General features: G+C 59.0%; 23 protein-coding genes. 13 read left to right on the top strand and 10 right to left on the bottom strand.

Features of this window, described 5'->3' with window-relative positions; translation table 11 throughout:
• Position 1: 1 nt before the first annotated feature.
• Positions 2-1,258, bottom strand: coding sequence for an O-antigen ligase family protein (locus NKJ75_RS29855; RefSeq protein ID WP_245260328.1), 1,257 nt, complete (start codon positions 1,256-1,258; stop codon positions 2-4).
• Complete coding sequence (locus tag NKJ75_RS29850; RefSeq protein WP_023834090.1) at positions 1,258-2,484, bottom strand: glycosyltransferase family 4 protein; 1,227 nt, start codon at positions 2,482-2,484, stop codon at positions 1,258-1,260. Before NKJ75_RS29850 ends, NKJ75_RS29855 begins: the two co-directional genes overlap by 1 nt.
• A 999-nt stretch (positions 2,485-3,483) precedes the next feature.
• On the opposite strand from NKJ75_RS29850, the gene NKJ75_RS29845 reads away from it, so the two are divergent.
• Positions 3,484-4,962 (top strand): M10 family metallopeptidase C-terminal domain-containing protein, encoded by a 1,479-nt coding sequence (locus NKJ75_RS29845; RefSeq protein ID WP_023701115.1) that lies wholly within the window; start codon positions 3,484-3,486, stop codon positions 4,960-4,962.
• A gap of 87 nt (positions 4,963-5,049) precedes the next feature.
• The gene (locus NKJ75_RS29840) at positions 5,050-5,262 is read left to right on the top strand and encodes a DUF768 domain-containing protein (RefSeq protein ID WP_023670889.1); all 213 of its coding nucleotides are present in this window, start codon (positions 5,050-5,052) and stop codon (positions 5,260-5,262) included.
• Between the two features lie 79 nt (positions 5,263-5,341).
• Here NKJ75_RS29840 and NKJ75_RS29835 read toward each other — a convergent pair whose 3' ends face one another.
• On the bottom strand, positions 5,342-6,067 hold the full coding sequence (locus NKJ75_RS29835) for an AAA family ATPase (protein WP_023670888.1): 726 nt from the start codon (positions 6,065-6,067) through the stop codon (positions 5,342-5,344).
• A gap of 342 nt (positions 6,068-6,409) precedes the next feature.
• On the opposite strand from NKJ75_RS29835, the gene NKJ75_RS29830 reads away from it, so the two are divergent.
• Genes NKJ75_RS29830 through NKJ75_RS29810 form a run of 5 tightly spaced genes read left to right on the top strand, consistent with a single transcriptional unit; the run spans position 6,410 to position 14,039 of the window.
• Entirely contained in the window at positions 6,410-9,160 is a 2,751-nt protein-coding gene (locus NKJ75_RS29830) for a non-ribosomal peptide synthetase (RefSeq protein WP_023744430.1), read from the top strand.
• Entirely contained in the window at positions 9,157-10,137 is a 981-nt protein-coding gene (gene nadE, locus NKJ75_RS29825; protein ID WP_280790677.1) for an NAD(+) synthase, read from the top strand. The genes NKJ75_RS29830 and nadE overlap by 4 nt, the downstream gene beginning before the upstream one ends.
• A gap of 6 nt (positions 10,138-10,143) precedes the next feature.
• The gene (asnB, locus tag NKJ75_RS29820) at positions 10,144-12,171 is read left to right on the top strand and encodes an asparagine synthase (glutamine-hydrolyzing) (RefSeq protein ID WP_023744429.1); all 2,028 of its coding nucleotides are present in this window, start codon (positions 10,144-10,146) and stop codon (positions 12,169-12,171) included.
• Positions 12,161-13,717: a class I adenylate-forming enzyme family protein gene (locus NKJ75_RS29815; protein ID WP_031247038.1), complete on the top strand. Its 1,557-nt coding sequence runs from the start codon at positions 12,161-12,163 to the stop codon at positions 13,715-13,717. The genes asnB and NKJ75_RS29815 overlap by 11 nt, the downstream gene beginning before the upstream one ends.
• 55 nt (positions 13,718-13,772) lie before the next feature.
• Entirely contained in the window at positions 13,773-14,039 is a 267-nt protein-coding gene (locus NKJ75_RS29810) for an acyl carrier protein (protein ID WP_023670883.1), read from the top strand.
• A gap of 54 nt (positions 14,040-14,093) precedes the next feature.
• Here the strand turns inward: NKJ75_RS29810 and NKJ75_RS29805 are convergent, their stop codons facing one another.
• Positions 14,094-14,786, bottom strand: coding sequence for a N5-glutamine methyltransferase family protein (locus NKJ75_RS29805; RefSeq protein ID WP_023689767.1), 693 nt, complete (start codon positions 14,784-14,786; stop codon positions 14,094-14,096).
• Positions 14,787-15,295: 509 nt separating this feature from the next.
• Here NKJ75_RS29805 and NKJ75_RS29800 point away from each other — a divergent pair.
• Entirely contained in the window at positions 15,296-15,667 is a 372-nt protein-coding gene (locus NKJ75_RS29800; RefSeq protein WP_023670881.1) for a response regulator, read from the top strand.
• Between the two features lie 370 nt (positions 15,668-16,037).
• A complete protein-coding gene (locus NKJ75_RS29795) occupies positions 16,038-16,241 on the top strand; it encodes a hypothetical protein (RefSeq protein WP_155921622.1) in 204 nt (67 codons plus the stop codon).
• Positions 16,242-16,414: 173 nt separating this feature from the next.
• Here NKJ75_RS29795 and NKJ75_RS29790 read toward each other — a convergent pair whose 3' ends face one another.
• Together NKJ75_RS29790 and NKJ75_RS29785 are read right to left on the bottom strand one after the other, a co-directional pair.
• On the bottom strand, positions 16,415-16,600 hold the full coding sequence (locus NKJ75_RS29790; RefSeq protein WP_023681021.1) for a hypothetical protein: 186 nt from the start codon (positions 16,598-16,600) through the stop codon (positions 16,415-16,417).
• A gap of 188 nt (positions 16,601-16,788) precedes the next feature.
• Entirely contained in the window at positions 16,789-16,983 is a 195-nt protein-coding gene (locus tag NKJ75_RS29785) for a hypothetical protein (protein ID WP_352500536.1), read from the bottom strand.
• Between the two features lie 597 nt (positions 16,984-17,580).
• Between NKJ75_RS29785 and NKJ75_RS29780 the strand changes: the two genes are divergently transcribed.
• Positions 17,581-17,817 carry a hypothetical protein gene (locus tag NKJ75_RS29780; protein WP_031247035.1) on the top strand — a complete coding sequence of 79 codons (237 nt, stop codon included), beginning with the start codon at positions 17,581-17,583 and terminating at the stop codon, positions 17,815-17,817.
• Positions 17,818-18,868: 1,051 nt separating this feature from the next.
• Here the strand turns inward: NKJ75_RS29780 and NKJ75_RS29775 are convergent.
• A complete protein-coding gene (locus NKJ75_RS29775) occupies positions 18,869-19,000 on the bottom strand; it encodes a hypothetical protein (protein WP_023707393.1) in 132 nt (43 codons plus the stop codon).
• A 313-nt stretch (positions 19,001-19,313) separates the two neighbouring features.
• Here NKJ75_RS29775 and NKJ75_RS29770 point away from each other — a divergent pair, with 313 nt between their 5' ends.
• Positions 19,314-19,469 (top strand): hypothetical protein, encoded by a 156-nt coding sequence (locus NKJ75_RS29770; RefSeq protein WP_023744425.1) that lies wholly within the window; start codon positions 19,314-19,316, stop codon positions 19,467-19,469.
• A 205-nt stretch (positions 19,470-19,674) separates the two neighbouring features.
• Here NKJ75_RS29770 and NKJ75_RS29765 read toward each other — a convergent pair whose 3' ends face one another.
• The 3 genes from NKJ75_RS29765 to NKJ75_RS29755 form a co-directional block, all read right to left on the bottom strand.
• On the bottom strand, positions 19,675-19,887 hold the full coding sequence (locus NKJ75_RS29765) for a site-specific integrase (protein ID WP_245265752.1): 213 nt from the start codon (positions 19,885-19,887) through the stop codon (positions 19,675-19,677).
• A complete protein-coding gene (locus NKJ75_RS29760; RefSeq protein ID WP_245265751.1) occupies positions 19,884-20,429 on the bottom strand; it encodes a hypothetical protein in 546 nt (181 codons plus the stop codon). Before NKJ75_RS29760 ends, NKJ75_RS29765 begins: the two co-directional genes overlap by 4 nt.
• Positions 20,430-20,716: 287 nt before the next feature.
• Positions 20,717-20,944: a hypothetical protein gene (locus NKJ75_RS29755; RefSeq protein WP_155923509.1), complete on the bottom strand. Its 228-nt coding sequence runs from the start codon at positions 20,942-20,944 to the stop codon at positions 20,717-20,719.
• Positions 20,945-21,462: 518 nt separating this feature from the next.
• Between NKJ75_RS29755 and NKJ75_RS29750 the strand changes: the two genes are divergently transcribed.
• The gene (locus NKJ75_RS29750; RefSeq protein WP_155923510.1) at positions 21,463-21,936 is read left to right on the top strand and encodes a hypothetical protein; all 474 of its coding nucleotides are present in this window, start codon (positions 21,463-21,465) and stop codon (positions 21,934-21,936) included.
• A gap of 10 nt (positions 21,937-21,946) precedes the next feature.
• Positions 21,947-22,832, top strand: an 886-nt coding sequence (locus tag NKJ75_RS29745) for an Ig-like domain-containing protein (protein WP_352500535.1), incomplete at its 3' end; no start/stop codon positions are given.

The raw sequence follows: 22,832 nt of genomic DNA, 5'->3' as shown, positions 1-22,832 counted from the left end.
TCTAGCATCTCCTCTGGCGAACAATCGCAGGGATCGCTTCCGGCGTCCCAGCGGCAAGGCAGAGGGTCAGACAGAACCACACGATCGGATGGCGGATGACCAAATGCGGAGCACTGAAAACGGCGATCGATGCCACGAGCGCCACCAGAGCGTCCAGCTTCGCCCGCCAGGCGGACAACGCAGCCGAGCCGAAGATCCACATCAGGGCTAGAACTGAAATCAGGCCGCCCTGAGTGTAGAGATCCAGGATGGTGCTGTGCGCCTCGAAGGGCCGCGGCAAAAACTGTTGATTGACCACGGGCGGACTATCTAGGTGCGGGCCCGGACCCAGTCCAAGCGATCCCGATCGTGCCCCCTTCTCCAAGGCTGCATTCCAGAGGTAGAGGCGAAGCGCCGCGGTTTGGGCAGTCGCTTCCCCGCCCTTGTCTTTGGTCAGGCTCTTGGCGAAGTCTTCGGCGCTGGAGGCCTCGCTGAGGGCATAGGGCGCTATAGACAGGGCCAGCGGCAGGAAGCCAACGGCCATCAAGACGGCAAGCTGCCTTGAAAGGCTCGCCTTATTGCCGTCGCTCGTCAGCCAGGCCCGGACCCGCAGCCCGAGAAGGATCAGACAAGCCAGGACCGTGGTATAAAGGTAGGTATCGCTTTTTGTCAGCCTTCCGACGTAAACGGTGAATATGAGGCTGCATAGGGCAAGGCATCTTCCCCATTTATTGCTGGTGGTTGTGGCAAGATGCAAGGCCAGTGGACCGAGCAGGGCGCAGTAGAGCGCAAGCTGGTTCGGATTGTCGGACCATCCGCAGAAGCGGTCCCAGTACCAGGGCTCGACCCCAGCCTGATGGAGCCAGCCGAAGCCAAGCCCTACCTGAATGATGAAGCCCGCATTCGCGATAGCAACCATCCACCAGGCGATACGACGCAAACGGAAAGACGCGTTGGGCTCCGCAGCGGCCAGACAGGTGACGCACGCCAACAGCACATAGGCCAGCGTGTCGTGCAACAACGGATCCAGGAACAACGTGGTTGTCAGAAAACCGATGATGTAACCCACGCCCATGGCAAGCGCCAGGATCAGCCAGAAAAGCCCAAGCTTGGCCAGGGCCGGCGTAACCTCCAGTTGGCCGCCAGCAAGGATTCGCGTCATCGACAGCATTATCCAGAGCGTGAGGCACAGTTCGCTGTAGCCGAAGGGCAGCCCTGGGATGCTGAGTTGCGCCGCGTAGGACATCGCGACGCCGAAGGCCAGAAGCGCATCACGCATCATTGCCGCGCCTCACCCAGTCGATGGGGGCTTGGCACCGCCTCTTCCCTCGGATTCGCCTGCGCAGCTTGAACAAGCCTGCTGCGATATCTGCCACCCAGGATTGTCTTGTACAGGTCGCAATACTGGTCGATCACCCACGACAGCGAGAACCGCTCCCGCACGAATCCGACGGAACGGCTGCCCATCGTCTTGCCACGGGCGGGGTCGGAAAGAAGATCGACTATCCGGGAGGCCAAGCCATCCGCATCGCGCGGCGCCACGAGATAGCCGTTCCAGCCATCCTCAACCACATCGTTGCAGCCCGGCATATTCGAGGCGACGATCGGCAATCCGGACAATCCCGCCTCCAGCAGGACACGCGGAATTCCCTCGCGATATTGCGTCGGAAACGCAAAGATATCCGCCATGCCAAGGAGGGCTGGAATGTCGCGCCTTGGCCCCAATGCGACAACGTGGGGAACATGGCGCTCGATATCGGCTCTGCTGACGGCAAACGGACCTTCGGAGTCTTGCGGGCCGACAAGTACGAAACGCGCGTTGGGCCTCTCGCGGATAACGCGAGGAACCGCCTCGATGAGGGTTGGAATCCCCTTCTGCCGCGTGAGCCGACCGACAAATATTATGACCTGGGCCGATTGTAGGCCAAGTTCCTCGCGCATCGTGGCAGCCGAAGGACCACGATACCTTGCCATCGAGAATGCATCGGGGTCGATGCCAGAACTCCGGATCAGTCGCCCTTTGCCGCGAGCCACCAGCCGATAGCGCTCGAAGAAGGCCTGATCATCACTATTCTGGAAGACGGTCATGGCTGTCCAACGAGACGCCACCCCCTGAAGGCCGCAAAAGAAAGGACGCAATGCCAGGGCCCGCGGCTCCCGCGACGAGAATGTCCAACCAAGCCCGTTGATGGTGCGAACGACGGGAACGTGCCCGCGCACCGCCAGTGGAGTTAGGATATTGGGCTTGGTGTCGAAACTTTGAATGATGTCCGGACGCAGTTCGGACATCAGTTCACGGATCGCGCTTACAGCACCCCATTCTGCACCGCCGCTGCCAAAGCGGTCGAACCCAAATCGGCGATGGGCAATGCCATGGGGTGAGAAGGCGGCTCCGAGATCACTCGAAACGGCAGTGACTTGAAAACCCCTTTCGCGAAGCGCCAAAAGAAACGGGATTCTTAGTCTATGATCCTCGCCTCCAACGCAAACCAGATGCGGACTCATCCTGTCGCTCCTGGATGCGATACCAATCGCGTAAAACAGCTGATCCTATCCGCGGTTTCCATGGCCGGTTTCATCGCCCCTGAACACACAACAGCCAGTCCCACGCTAGGAGCAGGCTTTCGTGCTGTCCTCGTCTGTTTGCATGAAGCAAGCTGATCAACGAAGCGGCAATGCAGCCACAATCGCTGTCGCCTCGGTCAGTGAGTTGGATTCATCCGGTCTGACGGTGCAAGGACGACATCTTCGCGTACGACACGGCGGGCCGGATATAAAAAAGGGCTGTGTTCGAAAGGTCCGCGCGCCGCGTTCAAAGCAACTTCCGCCCGCCTTCTCTCGCCGGATCAACATCGCGACCAGGCGGTGTGATGACTCGCACCGCCAGTTCTCCCGATCGCTTCGTCTGGAAGCAGGCTTTCACCCGGTCTCTGGATATGGTCGGACCCACCAGCCGCCTCTTCCCGCGGATGGGCGACCGCGTTGCCATGCTCGCCGTCATCCGGACCGGCACGCCCGCCTTTCCGTTGAACCCGGTGGGATCCAGTTCAGTGCCTCTCCGCAATTGCCAGCGGCGCGCGCCTCGCATGACCTTGTGGAGTACTGCCTTGCTCATTTTGGCGCCGAGGCTTTTTACGAGGAGCATTGAGCGGCTGCAATGGGAGGCTTCGCCAGGGCGCGGTTCCTTTGCGGTCTGAGCTCGAATAAATCCTGCGGAAGCGCGCATTTGGGCGGTGGCTCGCGCAACCCAAGCGCGCATTGGCCGATTGCCGCCACTGCAAACGCACAAGGCGCTCCGGCAGACTTCCTGCAATGCTTTCGTTGCAGGCTTGAGCACCCCATACTTGGATCATCTACATACCTCTGCGTAGCATCGAGGCTGTTGTGTTTTCCGGAGTATGATCAAAGATTCTATCAAGGGGCGCCGGTATTTGATTTGTCGCTAATGGATCCTTTCCCTAGGCAGGTGTGGGGCGCCTACCGAATCGGACGAAGGGTATGTCAATGACAACACTCCATTACGCCTCGGGCGGGTCGGCCTCCGAGGTCGCGAAAGCCGGATTCAATCTTGTTGATGTATCTTCCTTGGACCAGCTCAACGCCTTGCCGGCCGGCCAGAAAGGCCTGGTGTGGCTCAATGAAGCAGATGGTGCAACCTCCTCCTTTATCCAGAAGGTCACGCCCTTCATCGGCAATCCGAAAGTGTTTGGCTTCTTCCTCGTCGATGAGCCGGACCCGACCGGCAAATGGGGAACTTATGCCACCGCCGCTGATCTGAAGGCGGAGTCAGACTGGATCCACAGCCACCTGCCCGGCGCCAAGACCTTCATAACCATGATGAACATGGGGTCTTCCGCTAACCCCGACTTTTCAAACACATTCAATCCTGCCAACACGCATATCGACTATTACGGCTTGGATCCCTACCCGGTACGGACCGGAACAAGCACGATTGACTACAACATGATCGACAGGACTGTGGCGGCGGCCGTCGCCTCGGGCATCCCGCTCAGTCAGGTCGTTCCCGTGTATCAGACCTTCGGCGGCGGCGACTGGACGACCGACACGGGCGGTCGCTATGTCCTGCCCAGCGTTGCTCAGGAAAAGACCATGTTGGACCACTGGGCCAAGGTAGCGCCTTCGCCCGCCTTCGACTATGCGTATGCTTGGGGTTCTCAACAGGGCGACACGGCGCTTGAGAGCTCGCCGACGCTGCAGGCTCTGTTCCTTCAACACAACCAGAGCACCGCAAGCGGTCCTTCGGCCAGCGAACCGACGCCGCCGCCTACCAGCACAGTGCCTCCGCCCACAAGTGTCCCTCCGACCAGCACCGGCGATCACATTTTCTACGGCACGGGTAGCGCGGATGTGCTTCGCGGCACCGCTGGCGCGGACACGATGATGGGCCGCGGCTACAACGACACCTACTATGTCAACAACGCCGGCGACAAGGTGGTGGAACTGCGGCACAGCGGCAACGATAGCGTGCTGGCATCGGTCAGCTACGCGCTGTCGGCCGGCTCGCAGGTCGAGCATCTTGCGACCACCAGCAAATTGGGAACTGCCGCCATCAAGCTCACGGGAAACGAATTCGCCCAAACCATTGATGGCAATTCCGGGAGCAACACTATCAACGGCGGTGGCGGGAGAGACGTTCTGACGGGACATGGCGGCAACGACGTCTTTGTCTTCGATTCGGCTCTCAAGGTCGGCAATATCGACAAGGTCACCGATTTCAAAGTGGGCCACGACAAGATCCAACTCGACCACACCGTGTTTGCCGGCCTGCATACAGGCGCCCTTCCCTCTTCGGCGTTTTACGCCGGCAGGGCCGCGCACGACAGCGGCGATCACATCGTCTATAACAGCACGACCGGCGCGCTTTCCTTTGACAGCGACGGCTCGGGCGGCGCACATCAGATCCAATTTGCCACTCTATCGCCACATCTGGCTCTGACGGCGTCCTCGTTCATCGTGACGTGACCGTGGGAACGTCAGCTGAGCAAGATGGTCTGACGTTCTTGAATATGGCTGACGGAACCAAGAAGCCCCGCCGAGCTTGTACTTGGTATGAGCGCGCGCGGCATCGAATTCCTGCAGAAATGGGTAGAGGACAAGATCCCACTCTACACCAAGGCCGATCCGGCTCTTGCGGCGAAACTTGCGGACCAAGCAACGGCGGATGCCATCAGAGCGGGAATCCGCCCCGAGGAAATCTCTGAGGAAGTCGGAAGCATGTTGACGACCATGCTCGAAGTGCTCGATCAGCACGATTCGACATGATTGCGCGCTTGGCGGCAGATGCTGCCCGGCTTGGCGCCAAATGCATAAATGTGTCGTGGATCATAGGTCATGGGCCAGCCTAGGCAGCATGACCAACATGCTCTCCCAGAACGCGCGCGACGACCCCGTCCACGTCGTGAGGTTCAGCACCATTGACTTGTATCAACGGCCATCGGTCCTGGCGCAGGCACTCGCCGACCTCTCTTGAGATTTCGGCCTGCCTTAATCCTTTGTCCACGCCAAGTTCGAACAGCATAACCTCGAGGAGCGGTTGCTGCGCATGCCTATCCACAAGACGGCGGCGTAACGTTTCCTGGGGCGCGTCGAGTTGCACAACGAGATCCGGCCGCGGCAGGAACGCCAGGCACTCGCGGACCGCGTCGAGGCTTGGAGTTCTAGCCAGCACACCCAGCGCACACAAAGCCTGAATCATGCCCTCTTCGAAGATGAAGCAACCGGGCGACTCCCGCGCTTGGCGCCAGGACTGGCACAGTTGGGCGATGTCGACCTTCATTCGCCATGACCACACGCGGCTTCGAAGAGGGATCGATGCCAGAAGCCGGGCCGCGACACTGTCCTTTGGCAAGGTCGACAGCAAGATAGGACCGGATGTGGCAATCTTTTTGCCAATTCTTCCTATGCCATGGCGGATTTCCGGAGCGTCATCCTGAGCCGATCCAGGTTCAATCAGGCGATACCCATTTACTGTCTTCACATTGATGCCGTGTCTCGCCAGCCCTTGGCAGAGGCCGCGAAGCAGCGTGGTTTTACCCGCGCCAGGCGGCCCAAACAACTCGATGATCATATGCTCAAGCGTCTCCGAACGAGCAGTCATTCCCCTACGGATCAAGCTTAGCCGGATTTCAGATCACACCAACGTTCATTTGAATGATTGTTCCAGTCAGTGAATCTAGGCACCGAGCCCGGATTCTGGCGGAGATGCCGATCGCATCCGTTCGCCTGGGCAAGCCGTCTTGCGCTCCACGGAGCTTGCAAGGAAAAACGACCGGTGCTGGACACAAATGGCAAAACTTCTGAAGGACGCTCGGGAAGCGCTGGCTAGGCAAGATCGAGGCATCATCCGAATGATTGATGAAAAGATCTCCGTGGCGAGCGATGTTCGACCGACAGCTTGGCGGGGCCCTGAATGTCCTCAGTGTGTTTGCATTCGGAAGTGGCAAATCAAAACCTACAGGTGGATCTGCGACCCACCCGAAGGTGGTCAGTCGTTCCCGAATATGACCTTGACCAAGGGGGGCCAGTCTGGCGCCGTTACCGACAGATGGGTGCCAAATTTGCAGACATTCCAATCTTCGACCACCTTGGAGATGTCGCCAGGCGGCATCCTGACAAGCTCGCAATCAGCGACGGCGCGAACCGCCTGACTTTTTCTGAGCTTTTCCGGGCGGTCGAGACGCTGGCAACTCATATCGCTGCCGTCGTCCCCGAAGGGCAGGCCATCGGCATCCTGCAAGCAAACTCCGCTTGGTATCCTGTGGCGATGTTGGCGACCATGGCGGCGGGACGGCCTTCGGTTCCGCTCAACACAAGAGATCCCGCCTCTCGCATTTTCGATATAGTCAGTGCCGCGGGGCTCGGCGCGATTATAGGCGCCGAAAATGTTCGCCCGGTCGAATTGGCCCAAGAGATCATCTGGATCGAAATTGCGGCCGCCGTGGCGTCCAACGATCAACACCCAGAACAGCAGCATAAGCCCCCTATGGTTTCGGTCGATGCGCCCGCATTGGTGCTTTACACTTCGGGCAGCACCGGGCGCCCCAAGGGAATCGTCAACAGCCAACGCAGCCTGCTATGGCGGGTCCGGCAATATGTCGATGCGTGCCATATCAGCGCGGATGACGTTTTCCTGCCGCTGACCGGGCCAGCCACGATCGCCGGTTGCCGGGAGATCTTTGCGGCGCTGCTGACGGGCGCCACGTTGCATCTTCTCGAGGTGGAGGCTGTCGGCCTGCGCGCTACGCGCGCTCGATTGCAGTCCGAAGGTGTGACGATCGCCTATCTTGTGCCGGCACTGCTTCGAGCCCTCCTGGCTGAGGCGCCCGCCGACGCTTCCTGGCCGCTCAGAGTGGCCCGGATCGGTGGGGAGAAAGTGTCATGGACGGACATCGCTTTGCTGCGCAAAGCCGTTTCGGACCAGTGTCTGATCCAGATCGGCTACTCATCGACTGAAACCATCGGTTCGCAATGGTTCTTGCCGCCTGACTGGCCCGAGCAAGACGCGTCGGTTCCCGTCGGCAGGCTGCTCCCTGGTATGACATTCGCTATCGTCGACGAAGCGGAGCGCAATGTAGGGCCAGGCGAAAGTGGAGAGCTTCTTATCAAAAGCCGCTATGTCCTGCTTGGTCATTGGGAGAACGGTGTGGTCGTTCCCTCGCAGCCGGACCCCGACGATCCCGAGGCTCGGCTTTTTTCGACCGGGGACCTCGTTCGGCTCGACGATGATGGCATCTTGAGGATCGTCGGCCGCAAAGGGCGCCAGATCAAGATCAATGGTCGACGCATCGAGCCCGCCGAACTCGAACGGGTCTTGCGTTGCGCGCCTTCGGTGGCGGATGCCGTGGTGATGGTAACTGCCGCGCAGGAACTCATCGCCTTCGCGGTTCCCCAGCGCTTCGCAGGCGGCGCTTTTGCAGACGACCTTCGCAAGCTCCTCAGAATGACCTTGCCGGCACCATTGCGTCCCTTGCGATTGCACACAGTTGACGCAATCCCACGCCTCTCGGGAGGTAAGGTCGATTTGGCAACACTGGCCGAGATAGATCGTTCGCACGGAAGGAGGGCGCGAGCCGCCCGGTCGTCCACTCTCGATGCTCCGCCCGCCGGAGGAGCAAAGGACACGCGTCAAATAGTGCAGCACGCGTGGACGCAGGTTCTCAACACAGGCACTGCCACGGGAAACTGGGATGATGCTGGAGGAGATTCGCTGCAGCTGCTGCACTGCGTCATGGCGATCGAAAACGCCATCGGGCAAGAGCTGGGCCTCGAGGCATTCACCGTCGGCATGAGCTTGGACGAGATGGTTGAGGCGGTCGTCTCTGCACGGTTAGGCGAAGGGCGCGAAAAGAAGCACCACCCCCCGATTCTTTTCCTGTTTCCAGGGTCCGTTGGCTATGGTCCGAGCCTGGCTGCGTTCGCAGCCGCCATGGGGAAAGTCGCCCGTGTAAACCCCATCCGATATCCGAGCCTTGCGGCGATACTGGACGGACACAACACCCTCAGCGCCATGGCTGGCGCCGCACTCGAGCAGATAAGCCGCATCCAACCTGCGGGCCCCGTGCGACTTCTCGGCCATTCTCTGGGTGGCGCGGTTGCATTCGAGGTTGCCGCACGGCTCATGAAGGCCGGGCGAACGGTGCGGTTCCTGGGCATCCTCGACACGAGCCTTCTGGACGAGCCGAGCAACCATTGGGAGACTCTTACCCGTACGTTCTATCGTATTCGCACCAACCGCATATCCGCGCACCGGATGGCTTGCAGAGCCCTTGCGAAGATCACCGTCGCCGTGGGCGGCGAAGCGCGTCTGGCCAGGATTCTGGACAGATTTGCCAATGGAGAGTTCAACCCGACGATCTTCAGGACCAAACTGGAACTGCAGGAGGTTTTAAGGGCGAAGTCATTCTTCCAGTGGCTTGAGGCACCGAAACCGGCTCTGCCCCTCTCCGGTACCTTGTTCCGATGTCGCAGGGAGGGAATGCCGCGGGCCTTGGGCTGGGACAGCGTCTTGGCACACCTGGACGTCATTTCGATCACGGGCAGCCACATCGACCTTGTCGTCGAACCAAACCTTGCCACCAACCGTCCGCTTATCGAGACGGCCATCGTGCAGACCTATTCCCCCGCCGAATCTCGCAAAAGGGAGGACTTGTCATCGACATAATTCCGGAATTCAGCAAGGACATGCTGACGCTCGATGCCCGCGCGGAGGTCGATCGCATCGTTGACACCTTGCGCACTCAGGTTCTCGGCACCCTGCATCGTCGCGGCGTGGTTGTCGGTCTTTCCGGCGGTATCGACAGCTCCGTCGTCGCGACCTTGTGCATGCGCGCGTTCGGGAAAGACAAGGTCCTGGGACTGTTCATGCCGGAGCGGGATTCTTCCGGCGACTCCCTGAGACTTGGCCGCCGCGTCGCGGCACAGCTTGGCATTGAAAGCGTCCTTGAGGACATAGCACCGGCACTGGAGGCCATTGGCGCCTACCGCCGGCAGATCGATGCGATCCAGACCGTCGTTCCCGACTATGGGGAAGGGTGGAAATGCAAGCTGGTGATCGCGTCGGTTCTGGAGAGCAGCGGGCTCAATATAACCCGCCTCACGGTCCAGGATCCGCAGGGTAAAGTAGATACCGTGCGTCTGCCGCCAGCTGCCTATCTGCAGATCGTTGCTGCGACAAACTACAAGCAGCGCCTGCGCAAGATGACGGAATACTATCACGCCGACCGCCTCAAATACGCGGTTGTCGGCACTCCAAATCGCCTCGAGTACGACCAGGGCTTTTTCGTCAAGCAGGGCGACGGAGCCGCCGACGTGATGCCGATCGTTCACCTTTACAAAACCCAGGTTTATCAACTCGCGGAATATCTCGAGGTGGATGATGAAATCCGGCAGCGGCCACCGACCACCGACACCTTTTCCATGACCCAAAGCCAGGAAGAATTCTATTTCGCGCTGCCCTATCACCTGATGGATCTATGCCTCTACGGCCTGAACCACGGGGTCGCCAGCAATGAGCTCGCGGCGGTTGCTGGCCTCACCGAGCCCCAGCTTCAGAAAGTGTTCAAGGACATCGAAGCGAAACGAAGGGCGGCCCACTATCTTCACGCGCGGCCTTTGCTGTCCGCGGAAGGCGGAGATTGACCGAGCATGTGCGGCATCGCTGGAATCGTGGCGCTGAATGCCACAGCGGCTTCTCCTTCGCGGCAGGCGCTGATGCAGATGATGGGCGCGCTGGCGCATCGCGGCCCCGACGGGCGCGGTCTCTACCGGGACAGACGCGCGGGGCTGGCGCATGTGCGCCTGTCCATCGTCGATCTTTCCAGTGGCCAGCAACCGATGGCGGACACAGGCGATACGACGTGGATCGTGTTCAACGGCGAGATATTCAACTACGTCGAATTGCGTGAAAAACTCACGGCGCTCGGCCACCGCTTCCGAACCCGCAGCGACACGGAGGTCGCGCTACACGCCTATCGTGAGTGGGGAGAAACGGCCTTCGAGCGGATGAACGGCCAATGGGCAATTGCGATCTGGGATTCAGTGGCCAATCGTCTCATATTGTCGCGCGACCGCTTCGGCATTTGCCCGCTGTATTTCAGCGAGCATGCGCACCGGCTTTATTTCGCCAGCGAAGTGAAAGCCATTTTCGCGGCCGATCGAACCATACCTCGCGCCCTTGATCCAGCCGGCATCGATCAGACGTTCACGCTCTGGACGGTCGTTCCGCCGCAAGGAGTTTTCCACGGAATCAACGAACTCGAGCCGGGTCATGTCCGCATCTATCAGGATGGCACCGTTCGTGAGCGGATTTTTTGGCAGCCTTCCTATCCCGACAAGTTCGGATCGCGGCCGGGCGAGTTCACCGGGTCCAGCGATGACGCGGTGGACCGCGTATCTAGCGCTCTTGAAGCCGCGACGGCGCTCAGAATGGCGCGCGCAGACGTGCCTGTCGGGTGCTACCTCTCCGGAGGGCTGGACAGTTCGCTTGTGGCCGCGCTCGCAAGGCGCTTCGCGGGCGAGCGCTTCCAAACCTTCTCCTTGCGTTTTGCTGACGCCGAATATGACGAGACCCGCTTCCAGCGTATGGTTGCCGAGACGATCGGCAGTGAGCACCATGAAGTGGTCGTTTCGCGCAGAGATATAGCCGGAATCTTTCCGGAGGTAATCCAACACACCGAACGCCCGATACTGAGGACTGCCCCGGCGCCGCTCTTCCTGCTCTCGCGCCTGGTGCGCGAGCGTGGCATCAAGGTCGTGCTGACCGGCGAAGGCGCTGACGAAATGTTCGCCGGCTACGACCTGTTCCGCGAAGGCAAGGTCCGCCGCTTCTGGGGGCGCCACCCGACATCGACACGCCGCTCTCGGCTCCTGGAACGCCTTTACCCCTATCTCACCCGCTCGCCGGTGCAACAGCAGGCGATGGCGCGTCAGTTCTTCGGGCGAAATATTCAGGCTTACGACGCGCCGGGCTTTGCTCATGAAACGCGCTGGCAAACCACCAGGGCCATCAAGCGCTTGTTTACGACCGACATGCGCGCTCAAACGCAGGGCCGCGACGCCGTGTCCGAGTTGCTCGCCCGTCTGCCCGCGCAGTTTGCCCGTTGGGGCCCTCTTGCGCAGGACCAGTATCTCGAGGTCCAAACACTGATGTCGGGCTATCTGCTCTCCTCGCAAGGCGACAGGATGCTGATGGCTCACTCCGTCGAGGGGCGCTTCCCGTTCCTGGACGATGAACTTGTGAGGCTCGCGAATTCGCTGCCACCCTCCTTCAAACTCCGCGGCCTCGACGAAAAGCACGTGCTGAAGCGCATGGCGGCACCCATCCTGCCCTCCGAGATCGTAGCCCGCAAGAAGCAGCCCTTCCGCGCGCCCAACGCGCTTTGCTTCGTCGGCGCAGACGCTCCGGATTACGCTCGCGAGGCCGTTTCGCAGACGGCCCTGCGCGAGGCGAATGTCTTCGATCCAAAGGGGGTCACGCACCTGCTTGCCAAATGCCAGGCCAGAACTGGCGATGGCGACCTGTCCAATGCCGACAACATGGCGCTGGTCGGCGTGTTGTCGACCCAACTTCTTCATCAGCAGTTCGTCGCGGGTTGTCCCAGTGCAACGCTCGAATGCACGCTCAGCGTCGACGTCGACTGCGAACATCGGGAAGAGCGCCTGTATGTTGCATGATGCCATACCACTGCTACATGACTACCTCGCCCATTCCGCCGTCCGACACGGAAGTAAGGTGGCGCTGGTGTGCAACAGGCAGCGTGTCACCTACCTCGAACTGGAAACGCGAGCCAACGCGATCGCCCGGGACCTGGCCGCATCCGGAGTCGTCCGCGGTGATCGCGTGATGATCTTCGCCGACAACACCGTCGAGACGGTGGTTAGCTTCTGGGCGGTGCTAAAGGCGAATGCGGTGGTGTGCATCGTCAACCCGCTTACCAAGAGCGACAAGCTCGATTATCTGCTCAACGACTGCCGGCCGACGGCGCTCATCACGGACGGCCATCTGCACGCGATCTTCCGCGAGCCGGCGCGCGGCTGCCCGTCACTTCTGCGGGTGATCGTATCGGGACCGATCGACGACGTCGAACTCGCCCAGCTGCCGTTTGCCGTGCGCTGGGACGCCGCCCTCGCCAATGGCGCGGATACGCCGCCGGCACGGCAGTGCATCGATGTTGATCTGGCAGCCATCATCTACACGTCCGGGTCGACGGGCGAACCCAAGGGCGTGATGCTGACGCACAGAAACATGATGGCCGCGTGCGCGTCTGTCGCTTCCTACCTGGCGATTGCCGAGGACGAGGTGATCCTCAATGTCCTACCCCTCGCCTTCGATTATGGACTGTACCAGATGATCATGGCTTTTCGTACCGGCGCCCGGCTGGTGCTCGAACGCTCGTTCGCTTTCCCGGCACAGATCCTCGGGTTGATCAGGCAGGAGGGAGTTACGGGCTTTCCCGGCGTGCCCACAATCTTTGCCGCACTCTCCGAACTCAGGTCCCTCAAAGACCAGGATTTCTCGAGCATCCGCTACGTCACAAACACTGCGGCAGCCCTGCCCCTCAAGCATATTTTCATGCTTCGCGAGCTGTTTTCGGGTGCACGCATCTATTCGATGTACGGTCTCACCGAATGCAAACGTTGCACCTATTTGCCGCCAGAGGACCTCGAGCGAAAGCCATTGAGCGTAGGGATCGCAATCCCGAATACGGAGATGTGGATCGTTGACGAGCATGACAGGCGGATAGGCCCCGGCGTTGTCGGCCAACTCGTCATTCGCGGCGCAACGGTGATGAAGGGGTATTGGGGCAAGCCCGAGGCAACGGCCAGGAAACTCAAACCCGGCCCGTTGCCCGGCGAGCAGGTCCTATACACCGGCGACTACTGCCGGATGGATACGGAGGGTTACCTCTACTTCGTTGGCCGTGGGGATGAGATCATAAAGTCGCGAGGCGAGAAGGTGGCGCCAAGGGAAGTGGAAAACGTACTGATGGACATTCCAGGAGTCCGGGAAGCGGCTGTCATCGGTGTTCCCGACGAGCTCCTCGGGCAAGCGGTGAAAGCCTTTGTGGTGATGGAGCATGGAAGAGCCATTGGCGAAAGGGAACTGCAGAAGGAGTGCCAGAAGCGTCTGGAAAACTTCATGGTCCCGAAATCCATCGTCGTTGTTGCGAACCTGCCGATGACGGACACGGGAAAACTCAAGAAAACGGCGCTGTCATGATGCGGGGCCAGAACCAAGTCGCTGATTTAATGGCGTCGCTACGGAGGACGAATTCATGTTGACCATCAAGGAACGCACCGGAATCTACAGCGAGCAGATTCGTAGTTTCTTGGTTTCAAATTTCTACGTCAGCGACGTCAAGGCATTGCTGGATGACGCATCCTTGCTCGATCAAGGCATTGTCGACTCGACGGGTGTGCTTGAGATTATCGGCTTCATCGAGGAGACCTTTGGCATTACCGTCGAGGACAGCGAACTTCTGCCTGAAAACCTCGATTCCATCCAGGGGATCGAGCAATACATCATCCGCAAAATGAACTGATGGGTGAGCGTAACGCCCAGAGCAGCCCCGTATTTGGTCTGACTGTCGCAGGATTCATGCCTGCGTCTTGACTTGCCCCAGAACCACCCGGCCCTCGCCCGCTTCGTTCGAGACCGAACGGATGTTCTCGAATGCCTTGCTGCGTTCCAGCAGACCCGCTACCTGTCGGTCTTGGCCAAGCCCGACCTCGAAGAGCAGGATGCCGCCACGCCGCAGGTATCGCGGTGCGTCTTTCAGCACGCGCATATGAATGCTCAGGCCGTAAGGGCCGGCTGCGAACGCCTCGCGCGGCTCAAGCTCGATCAGATGGGCGCGGTCGCCCTCGAGCCGCTTTTCAGAAATGTAAGGCGGATTGCAGACGATTACGTCGATAGTTCCGTCTAGCCCAAGGCCGATGAGAGAGTCGAACAAGTCGCCCTGAAGCACCGAAAGACGCTCAGCCATGCCGTGATGTGAGGTGTTGCGGCGTGCCGTTTCGACGCATTCATCGGTGAGATCGCTTGCCCAGACAAGGGCGCTGGGCACATGGTAGGCGATCGCGCACGCCAGATTCCCAGTGCCGCAGCACATATCAACTATGCGCGGAGCCGGCAGGTTCATCTGATGCAACACACCAAGCGCGGTCTTGCCGAGCAACTCGGTCTCAGGTCTGGGGACGAGCGCACCGGGCGAAACCAGCAGTTCAAGTCCCATGAACATGGCGCGGCCGGCGCCATAGGCATCAGCTACACTGAACTCTTTGCTCATGGCCGACCCCATCGCTTGATCTCCCCAGTATAGATCTGCGGCGCTCATGCGCCAGCCAAACCTGCTCCGAAATCATGAATTCTCAAGCCTTTCCTTCGAAAAACTGCAGGCACAAACTCGGTGCATCGCACTTCTGACGCTCATTGACCGACCGCAATCTCAGGTCGCCCAAGATGGAGAGAGAGAGAGAGAGAGAGAGAGAGAGAGAGAGGTGCTGCTGATGCTTTGAAGAGCCAATGGCGTGATACGGAGGCTTTTAGATTTTGCGGATCGTGGAGAGGGTAAATGCCTATCCAACTCTGATGGAGCGGAGGCGGACCGCAGCTCCATTGACGCGCTAATCTTCGGCTCCGGTAATTCAGCAAGTGGTCGGTGGAAGCGCCTCCGCTCCAGCATCAGCCTCACCTTGCTGCATGGAGAGGTTACCTATAGGTTTGCGGACATGTCGAAACAACTGTCCGAAGGTCTCGGATCGACATCTCATTTCCGGTCAATCGCAGAGAGGGGCCGTGAGCGAAAGCGTGAGTGTTCTGATTGTTGAGGATCAATGGCTAGTCGCGCAGGACACTGCCGCGCGGCTGCGTCGCGCCGGTTATCAGGTGGTCGGACCTGTGCCGTCGGTATCCGCCGCTCTGCGTCTTGTCGAATCGGACAAGATTGACGTGGCGTTGCTAGACATCCAGCTGAACGGTGAAACGGGTCTGCCGGTGGCGAGGATATTGCAGGCGCGAGGCATCCCCTTTGCCTTCTTGTCGGGATTTGGCCCCGCCGACGTTCCCGCGGCTTTCCGCGACTGCAGATTCCTGCCGAAGCCGGCAACCGATGCTGTCATCCTTGCTGCTGTCAGCGAGTTGGCGTCCCTGCGCACAGCTTCGCGCTGACATTCGCTCCGACCGTAGCATTACCGGAGTTGCGCCCTGGCGACCTGGTAGGCCGGGCGAGGTCAGTTTCACAAAAGGCAACATTGGCGCTTTGGCCACGAGGACGGCGGACTACGACCGGCGAGGACGGAAATTCAGCGTTCAAAAAGCATCCGCCGGGTTCCACTTCTCGGCCTGTTGGCGGCGATTTGGACTTAGGTCCGATCCCGTCGCCAGAGGTCGGATTGCGGAACATCTGCCAAGGACCCACGTTCGGGGCTTGAGCACGGAGGTGCCGGCCGATCTCGAAGCGCAAGTTTCACGGGCAACTGTTGGGGAGTGTCGTAGTGCCGATTTCAAACGATATGGGCGACGAGTACCTGGAACTGGAATGTCCAAACTGTTCTCATGTCATCATAAAAAAGGGATCGTGGTTGAAGGTGATATCCAACTTCAACTGCACCCAATGCCATGCAAAAATCAGAATTGGTTATATGACCAAGCTCGCGCTTTTCGAGAAAAAAAGGCAAAGCATGAACCCGGCTGCGCAGTGAGCGTCCTGGCGGCCCGACAGTCGTTTGGGGTGGTGCGTTGAACCGTCGGGCCTGACCGGCCCGATGGCGGGGGAGCCAGGCCGGCTGGGTGAATCGTATACATTAGATCGTGCTTATCAAGCCCAAATACGCGGCGCGACATCGCCTGGTGACGCAACGGTGAACCCCGCGCCCGTATACGCGCTAGCAGGAACGTCGGCGGTCAACATGCCGCTCATTCGTAGAGAGTGCGAACAGCTTCATCAAACAGCTCCACCTCGGCTTCAACCTTTTCAGCCGCTTTATCGACCTTGTCGAAACGCTTCAGCATTCGATTGTGGAGCATGGACAAGCGTGCGGCATGGTAGACCACGCTGCGCTTGTAACCTTCAGAGTCGAGTGGTTCGAACAACATTGTCATGGCAGAAATCCTCAATGTTTTTCGTCCTGCAATCCTTCCCTAGTAAACCGCCAATTAACTCTTTCGTTCCGCTGGTGATGCGAAGGCGCCCGAATGAATAACTCGTTGCGCTGTCTCCAGACTGCACGAGCGTGCTTCGTCTGTCTGAGGTTAGGCCCCAAGGCTTGCGCTTGCCTCGCCTGTTCGGCTCATGCTGCGTCAGTCACGACATCGACGGCCAGCTTCAGTTCAATCGCTTTGGGCGTGAGTTGAATACCGGCGCTGCCAAGAATTGCCGAATGATCATCCTGCTGCGCTGGGACCGCCGAACCCGTCAGGAGCGACGAACCGAGCCGGCTTGGATAGTCGCCCCGCCGCAAGGACGCGAGCGGATCGAAGATCACGTCGGCAGGTGCTCTGCCCTCTCTGGGAAGCCGGCGCCGCGCACACTTACTGAAAAAAACCAAACAGAATAAGAGCGAGAAAGGCAAACAGCAGCGCTGCAGCCGCTAGCAACACACCTTTGTTGGAGCCCCGCCGAGGTTGAGGGTCAGCCACGAGTTTTTTCCGGTTTGGGAGTTCATCCATTGGAATTAATTTGCGGCTGCAAATTAGGTTCCGCTCATGCTTGAATGCCTACAATGCCGCACCACAGCGCCCTACAGGCCCACGACCTTCGCTAGCCCTAGGCGTATCCGCTGGCCTTCTGCAAAGGACAACGCGAACGATCCTGATTGAATGACCGGGCAATTTCCTGATCTTTCTCAACCACGCGGACGAACCATTCGCCGCAGGTTTCTGTCACTTCGACGCAAGGCACGGCCTTGCGAAATGGAACCACGTTATCCATCACAGCCGACCTACGAGCAATGGCAACATCGGTCTTATAAGGCCACCGAATTCGGGATTTCAATAAAAAAGTCGGTACGTGATCATGTAACTTACGGGATCAAGTAATTAGTGAGCAGCGGATCGCATTTGAAGTCCGCTAACGATCACCTATGTGCTCACCGAAGCATTGGGGCTCGGCCGACACGGTGATTTTGAACGCCTACGGCAATTCCTTCTCGGAGAGGTCGCTGACCGGCATGATGGCGCACTGGAGCAAGATGGCGAGCATGGGGCCCGGCTGCACGCTGCATGGACTTCGGAAGACGCTGGGGAAGTACTGGCCAAGGAGGGCGCGACCCCGAAACAATCGGCAGGCATTCTCGGCCACGACGACCTGGACCACGTAGAGCTTTACAGCAAGGACGGAGCAGGAGCGGCTCGCCGTGGATGGAATGGCGAAGCTTCTGAAGCGGTTTGTCTAACCCACTGTCTAACCAGGTTGTCTACCCTCGACGCAAAGCCTTGTGCATGAAGGCGACTGGTGGGCCCGGAGGGTGTCTAAAAATCGTTGATTTTATTAGTTTTTTCTTGGGCCAAAATCAGAAATCTTCCCGTATCGTTCCGTATGTTTCCCGTGACGCTATGAAGTCCACTCCAGCTAACCTCGTTTGAGAACGTTCTGAGGCACGCTCTAGAACGGCCGCAGTGGTGCGGGAAGCATTACGAGTTTTTGGACGTACCTGCTGAGGCAGTTGCTGCGTTCAAAGCTGCCTTGCCAAGGGCGTCTATTTTAACAGCCACATCCGCAATCGTTATGCAGTCCGGCTCGCGCCAGAGCGCTGACATCTGGAGACGCCGGGCTTGTGCAGGGATGGCCCGCGCCTGCTTCCGAGCGCGGGCCGACCATGATGAGTGAGGGGCCATCTTGGTCACCGGCAGGGACCGCTGAGAACGAGCCGGGTGTGACCGAACAGCCTCGGAGCGGGGATGTTCCCGGCTGACCCAAAAAGGCCGAAGGGCGCAATTAGCACCGACTTAATTAGGTCCGGAAAATTTTAACGAATCGTTGACCGCGCTGTCCCAGAATAGGACGGCGCGGTCAAACCCCAACCTTGGCTGCGCAGGCGGCTTCGGCACTCAGTTCCACCCCCGAGCTGTCGGAGCCGCCACCCACCCCACACTTATACCAGCAATGGTTGAATCAACCGTTACTGCACGTGCTTTCATGGCGCTTCCCTGATCGTTAGACTTTGACGGATCAAACAGGGGATTCACAGATTCGGAGACTCGACCGATGGAAACGATCTTCGATGACGTCGGCAACGGCCTCAGAGCGCCCGCACAGACGCATGGCGCCCTGTATGCGCCTTCGCATCGACATGGCCGGCAAGCTGTTCCTTGGCGTCGCAATCGGCCTGGGCCTTGGCTTTGGAATGGCGAACGCGGGTTAGACCCGACCTATCGGTTCGGGCGGTCCGTAGCCAAAACGTTGTAGAGCACCAAACACGCCAGCAACGAAATGACGCTGCCCAGCAGGTCGCCTAGGGTCAGGCCGGAAAAATAGACAAGATCGAACGCCAGTACCGCCATCGCTCCAGCCAATCATGATTCGGGACACTGCCGACATTAACCGTTAGTCGGCACTGTTCCGGTCTGGACAACCTGTTCAATCTTTTCGTTGAACTTGCGCCATTCGCCAACAATCCAAAGTTAGGCGAAGCAATCAAGCTTGCGAATGAATACGCCTCGGGAGACGTCCCCATCGGCCAAGAGGTTTTCGAGGCCATCGGAGCGTCGCGGAAAGAAATGATAGAGAGTTGGCGAAAGAGGCGGAACGCTATACGGTCTGGCAAGCTCGCTCCCACACCACGCAACCTAATCCAAAGTACCGCGAGGAATAGGAATGGCTAAAGTCCGCAAGCGCACCCTGCCCTCCGGTGAAGTTCGCTGGCCGGCAGACTACTTCGATGCCGGCTGCAATCGCCGCGCCAAGCAGTTCGACAAGCGCAAGGATGCCGACGGCTATCCGGTAAAGGTGCGACGTGACCTGCAGCTATGATTCGAATCCAGGTTCCCCAGAAAGCGATTTTTCCGTTTGATCATTAGAACATTTCGTGTCAGTCGGACGCACGGTCGGTAATTTTTGTTCCCGTTTCGAGCTTGCGGATGGCGCTTTCGCCGAGCGCCGGATCTCGGTTGAGGAAGGCTGTGGCCGGTGATCGTTGCGATTTCCGGCACCCAGGCCTCGACGAGCGCCAGGCGCGTTACAGCAGTCCCGCGAATGTATTGAGGGTCACTCCGACCACCCCGGCCGAGGCGCAGGCCTTGCGCCACGATGATCGAAAGCCATCTGAGGTCCATGGCACGCCGTCGCTGTTCAAAAGTATCTGCCCGACCTTGTCGCGCAACGCCTTGAGCGGCCCTCCGACGGGAATGACCACACGAGTTCCGGTCTTGGATTGCTGCAGGCGGATCACCTTGCCGTCATACTGCTGTCAAGTGAGCCGCAGCAGGTCGCCCTGGCGCCGGCCGGTCCACAAGGCCAGTGTGAGCGGCAGATGCAGGTGCGCGGGAGCGCTGGCATAGAATGCGGCCTCGTCGGCGGCAGTCCAGACGTTAGCCACCCTGGTGCCGCGATAGAGGCGCCCGCCCTTCTCGCAAGGATTGGCTGAACAAGGCCGCGACCGTGTCCCCAGGACAGGATCCTCGCCAGCACCTGCCAGCCATAGTCTGCCTGTCGGCGCGATGCCTTGGCGCGCTCGTCGCGCCACTCCATGAAGATGCCGTGCGTGCGGCGGTCGCTCATGCCCGACAGCGGGAAGTCACCGAATTTCTTTCCGATAACCTTGATCAGCTTGACATAGTCGGCTTGCTTGCGCGGCGCCAGGTCATCCAAATCCGAGCTGGCCTGAAATTCATTCATCACGGACAGGAGCGCGCCCTGGCGCGGCTTGGCCTTGGTCGCGGCGGCAGCTTTGTAGGCCGCGATGAATTCGGGATCTCCAGGCTTGCCAGGCAAGGTGGCCCGCCCTTCCAAGCCCACTAGTAGGTGACGAGGCTGCCGTCGGCGAGTTGTTTCGTGCGGCTGTTCAGCCCCTTAAGACGAACGCGCATGATTTTTTATACACTGGTCGATGGGGTTTTCCGGTTCGCTCGTATGTGTAGCGGCGATGACCACGATCTTGCCCGTCGCCTCTACCCTGCCAGGCTCCATGTTGCCTTAGCGTGCGCTCTTGATCCGCGCGCAATATCGGCAATTTTGAAGGAGATCAGTGTGCCGGCCATTTTTGGGTTGCTCCCGCCTTTTCAGCCGCCGCGTTTTCCAAAAGATTGGTGAGGTTTTGGATTAACTGCTTGGAGCAGATCCTTGACGGGCAGCCCCATCACCTTCTCGATGCCAATTAAGACTTCCAGGACAATTCGAGCCGGCCTGAGAATGATCGAAACCGGATATTGATCGCGCCTAATTACCTCTCCTACCGGAGACGATGCATCGAAATCAGACCATCCCTGCCCTTCCTGGTCGAAAGACAAGGCCAAGGTGCGGAAATTCGGACTCTTGGGACCTTCTCAGATGGTTACAGCAACCGACACAGTGAAACGCAATTGTCCATGAGATCGGCGGTTGCTGCTACACATTCACCTGACTGGGGCATGCGTTTCTGGAAGGCGGTCCGCAGCCGGTTCCGTGCACGTTTTATTTTGACTGTTAACTGTCACGCTAGTCGAATGTTGACGACTCCCCCTCGGAAGAGTTAATAATCTCCTAATATAAGCATTTTCTTAAAAACATGATCGGCAGCCGACGAGTTTGCCGACGCAAGGGGAGACGCAGCGCGACGACCAATCTCGTCGCAACATCATCATCATCATCATCAACATCGAGCCGCCATCCGTAAACGGTACTGCTGAGTCAGCCGTTCGCAAGGCGTAACATAGCGGTGGCTGGGTGGGCTGACTAAGTCTATGAGCTTTGATAGCGAGTGCTTTGTCTTTTCAGTGCGGTCGGTAAACGGATGTGGGGGCATCTGTGTATGAGTAAGGGGGTTATAATGGCTGCTTCTCAAATCATAAACGCCGACGGAATGTCGACGTTGCTTCCCGATACGCCACAGGGCGGAGACTATACCTACCGCTTAGCCGAAAATGCGCCCGTCCCCATTTCCACCGTTCTGACCATTATATCTCTCGATGGGTCGAGTAGCGATCTGGCCGAAATCACACTTTGCTCTCCGAATGATGAGTTTTCCGCCTCGACCGATCCGAAGAAGCCCGCTGTTGCCTGCGCAGATTCAGCAGGCATCAAGCTGTGTTTGCCGGACTCGCGAGCGTGGGCGTTTGGCATTGGTACACATGCCATTGGTCTGGATGCGAACTCATTTGGTCCGGCGCTCTTTCCCAGGATCAAGCCGTTTGTTGGCGAAGGCGAACTTGCCCTCATAGGTTCACAATTTTTGAGCGACGCCGCTGCAAGCGGCAGGTCAATGTCGGCACTTCTCGATCGACAAGAACAACTAGCGAGATAGGGGACGGGGTATGGCAACGGCAACTGGTACAAGCGGCAACGACAATCTGGTCGGCGGTAGTGGAGACGACGTGCTTTTGGGCGGTGCCGGAAGCGATCGCCTGAATGGCGGTTCAGGCGCCGATACGCTCGATGGAGGCAGTGGTTTCGATACGGTCCTGGGCGGATCGGGAGCGGACACGCTCATCTATCGCGCGTGGGAAAATCAGTACAAGTTTGGTAGCCAAGTCTACGGCACAGGGACAACCGTCGGACAAACAGCCTTTTCCGGCTACGACACCTACGACGGCGGTAACGGCAATGCTGCGAAAGGCACTGCCGAGATCGATACGCTCGCTATCTATCTAAGCAATGATCAACTAGCCAATACGTCATTCATGACGGCGTTTAACACCGAACTTGCTCAGTTTCGTGCCTTCATTGCCGCGAACTCGAACACGAATACCGGCCAAGCAGGTCAGGCAGAATTTACATTCGCCACGATCAACCTCAAGGTCTCCGCGATCGAGCGGGTTGTCGTTCTCGATAACGCCGGGCATGTTCCTGTCTCCGTAAATATTGTCTACCCTTCCTTAAATGATGGTGACAACAACTCGGTCGTGACGTTCACTTTTCTTGGTCCGGTGACGGGCTTCGATTCTGCCGATGTTACGGCAATGAATGGCACGCTGACTGATTTTGTGAAGATTGATGCTTCGCATTATACGGCGAAGTTCACGGCGGCAGACGGTTTTGATGGTCTTGGCTCCGTTTCGGTAACGGCCAGCGGCTACACCGACCTTGCCGGCAACACCGGCGCGGCGGGCTCCGATACGGTCACCATCGACACGCTCAACCCGAGCGTCATCGTCAACATCGTCGACGGCGCGCTCAGCGACACCGACAACAACTCGAACG

This window comes from Mesorhizobium sp. M0058, assembly GCF_040323095.1.
In the GTDB taxonomy this organism is placed as follows: Bacteria; Pseudomonadota; Alphaproteobacteria; order Rhizobiales; family Rhizobiaceae; genus Mesorhizobium.
This window is presented reverse-complemented; position numbering and strand designations above follow the sequence as displayed.

What these genes read in the sequence shown, in the direction of transcription:
- NKJ75_RS29855 (WP_245260328.1), bottom strand. Translation starts at nt 1,258, where the DNA reads ATGCGTGATGCGCTTCTGGCCTTCGGCGTCGCGATGTCCTACGCGGCG.
- NKJ75_RS29850 (WP_023834090.1), bottom strand. Translation starts at nt 2,484, where the DNA reads ATGAGTCCGCATCTGGTTTGCGTTGGAGGCGAGGATCATAGACTAAGA.
- NKJ75_RS29845 (WP_023701115.1), top strand. Translation starts at nt 3,484, where the DNA reads ATGACAACACTCCATTACGCCTCGGGCGGGTCGGCCTCCGAGGTCGCG.
- NKJ75_RS29840 (WP_023670889.1), top strand. Translation starts at nt 5,050, where the DNA reads ATGAGCGCGCGCGGCATCGAATTCCTGCAGAAATGGGTAGAGGACAAG.
- NKJ75_RS29835 (WP_023670888.1), bottom strand. Translation starts at nt 6,067, where the DNA reads ATGATCATCGAGTTGTTTGGGCCGCCTGGCGCGGGTAAAACCACGCTG.
- NKJ75_RS29830 (WP_023744430.1), top strand. Translation starts at nt 6,410, where the DNA reads ATGTCCTCAGTGTGTTTGCATTCGGAAGTGGCAAATCAAAACCTACAG.
- asnB (WP_023744429.1), top strand. Translation starts at nt 10,144, where the DNA reads ATGTGCGGCATCGCTGGAATCGTGGCGCTGAATGCCACAGCGGCTTCT.
- NKJ75_RS29815 (WP_031247038.1), top strand. Translation starts at nt 12,161, where the DNA reads ATGTTGCATGATGCCATACCACTGCTACATGACTACCTCGCCCATTCC.
- NKJ75_RS29810 (WP_023670883.1), top strand. Translation starts at nt 13,773, where the DNA reads ATGTTGACCATCAAGGAACGCACCGGAATCTACAGCGAGCAGATTCGT.
- NKJ75_RS29805 (WP_023689767.1), bottom strand. Translation starts at nt 14,786, where the DNA reads ATGAGCAAAGAGTTCAGTGTAGCTGATGCCTATGGCGCCGGCCGCGCC.
- NKJ75_RS29795 (WP_155921622.1), top strand. Translation starts at nt 16,038, where the DNA reads ATGTCCAAACTGTTCTCATGTCATCATAAAAAAGGGATCGTGGTTGAA.
- NKJ75_RS29790 (WP_023681021.1), bottom strand. Translation starts at nt 16,600, where the DNA reads ATGACAATGTTGTTCGAACCACTCGACTCTGAAGGTTACAAGCGCAGC.
- NKJ75_RS29780 (WP_031247035.1), top strand. Translation starts at nt 17,581, where the DNA reads ATGTGCTCACCGAAGCATTGGGGCTCGGCCGACACGGTGATTTTGAAC.
- NKJ75_RS29775 (WP_023707393.1), bottom strand. Translation starts at nt 19,000, where the DNA reads ATGGCGGTACTGGCGTTCGATCTTGTCTATTTTTCCGGCCTGACCCTA.
- NKJ75_RS29770 (WP_023744425.1), top strand. Translation starts at nt 19,314, where the DNA reads ATGGCTAAAGTCCGCAAGCGCACCCTGCCCTCCGGTGAAGTTCGCTGG.
- NKJ75_RS29750 (WP_155923510.1), top strand. Translation starts at nt 21,463, where the DNA reads ATGGCTGCTTCTCAAATCATAAACGCCGACGGAATGTCGACGTTGCTT.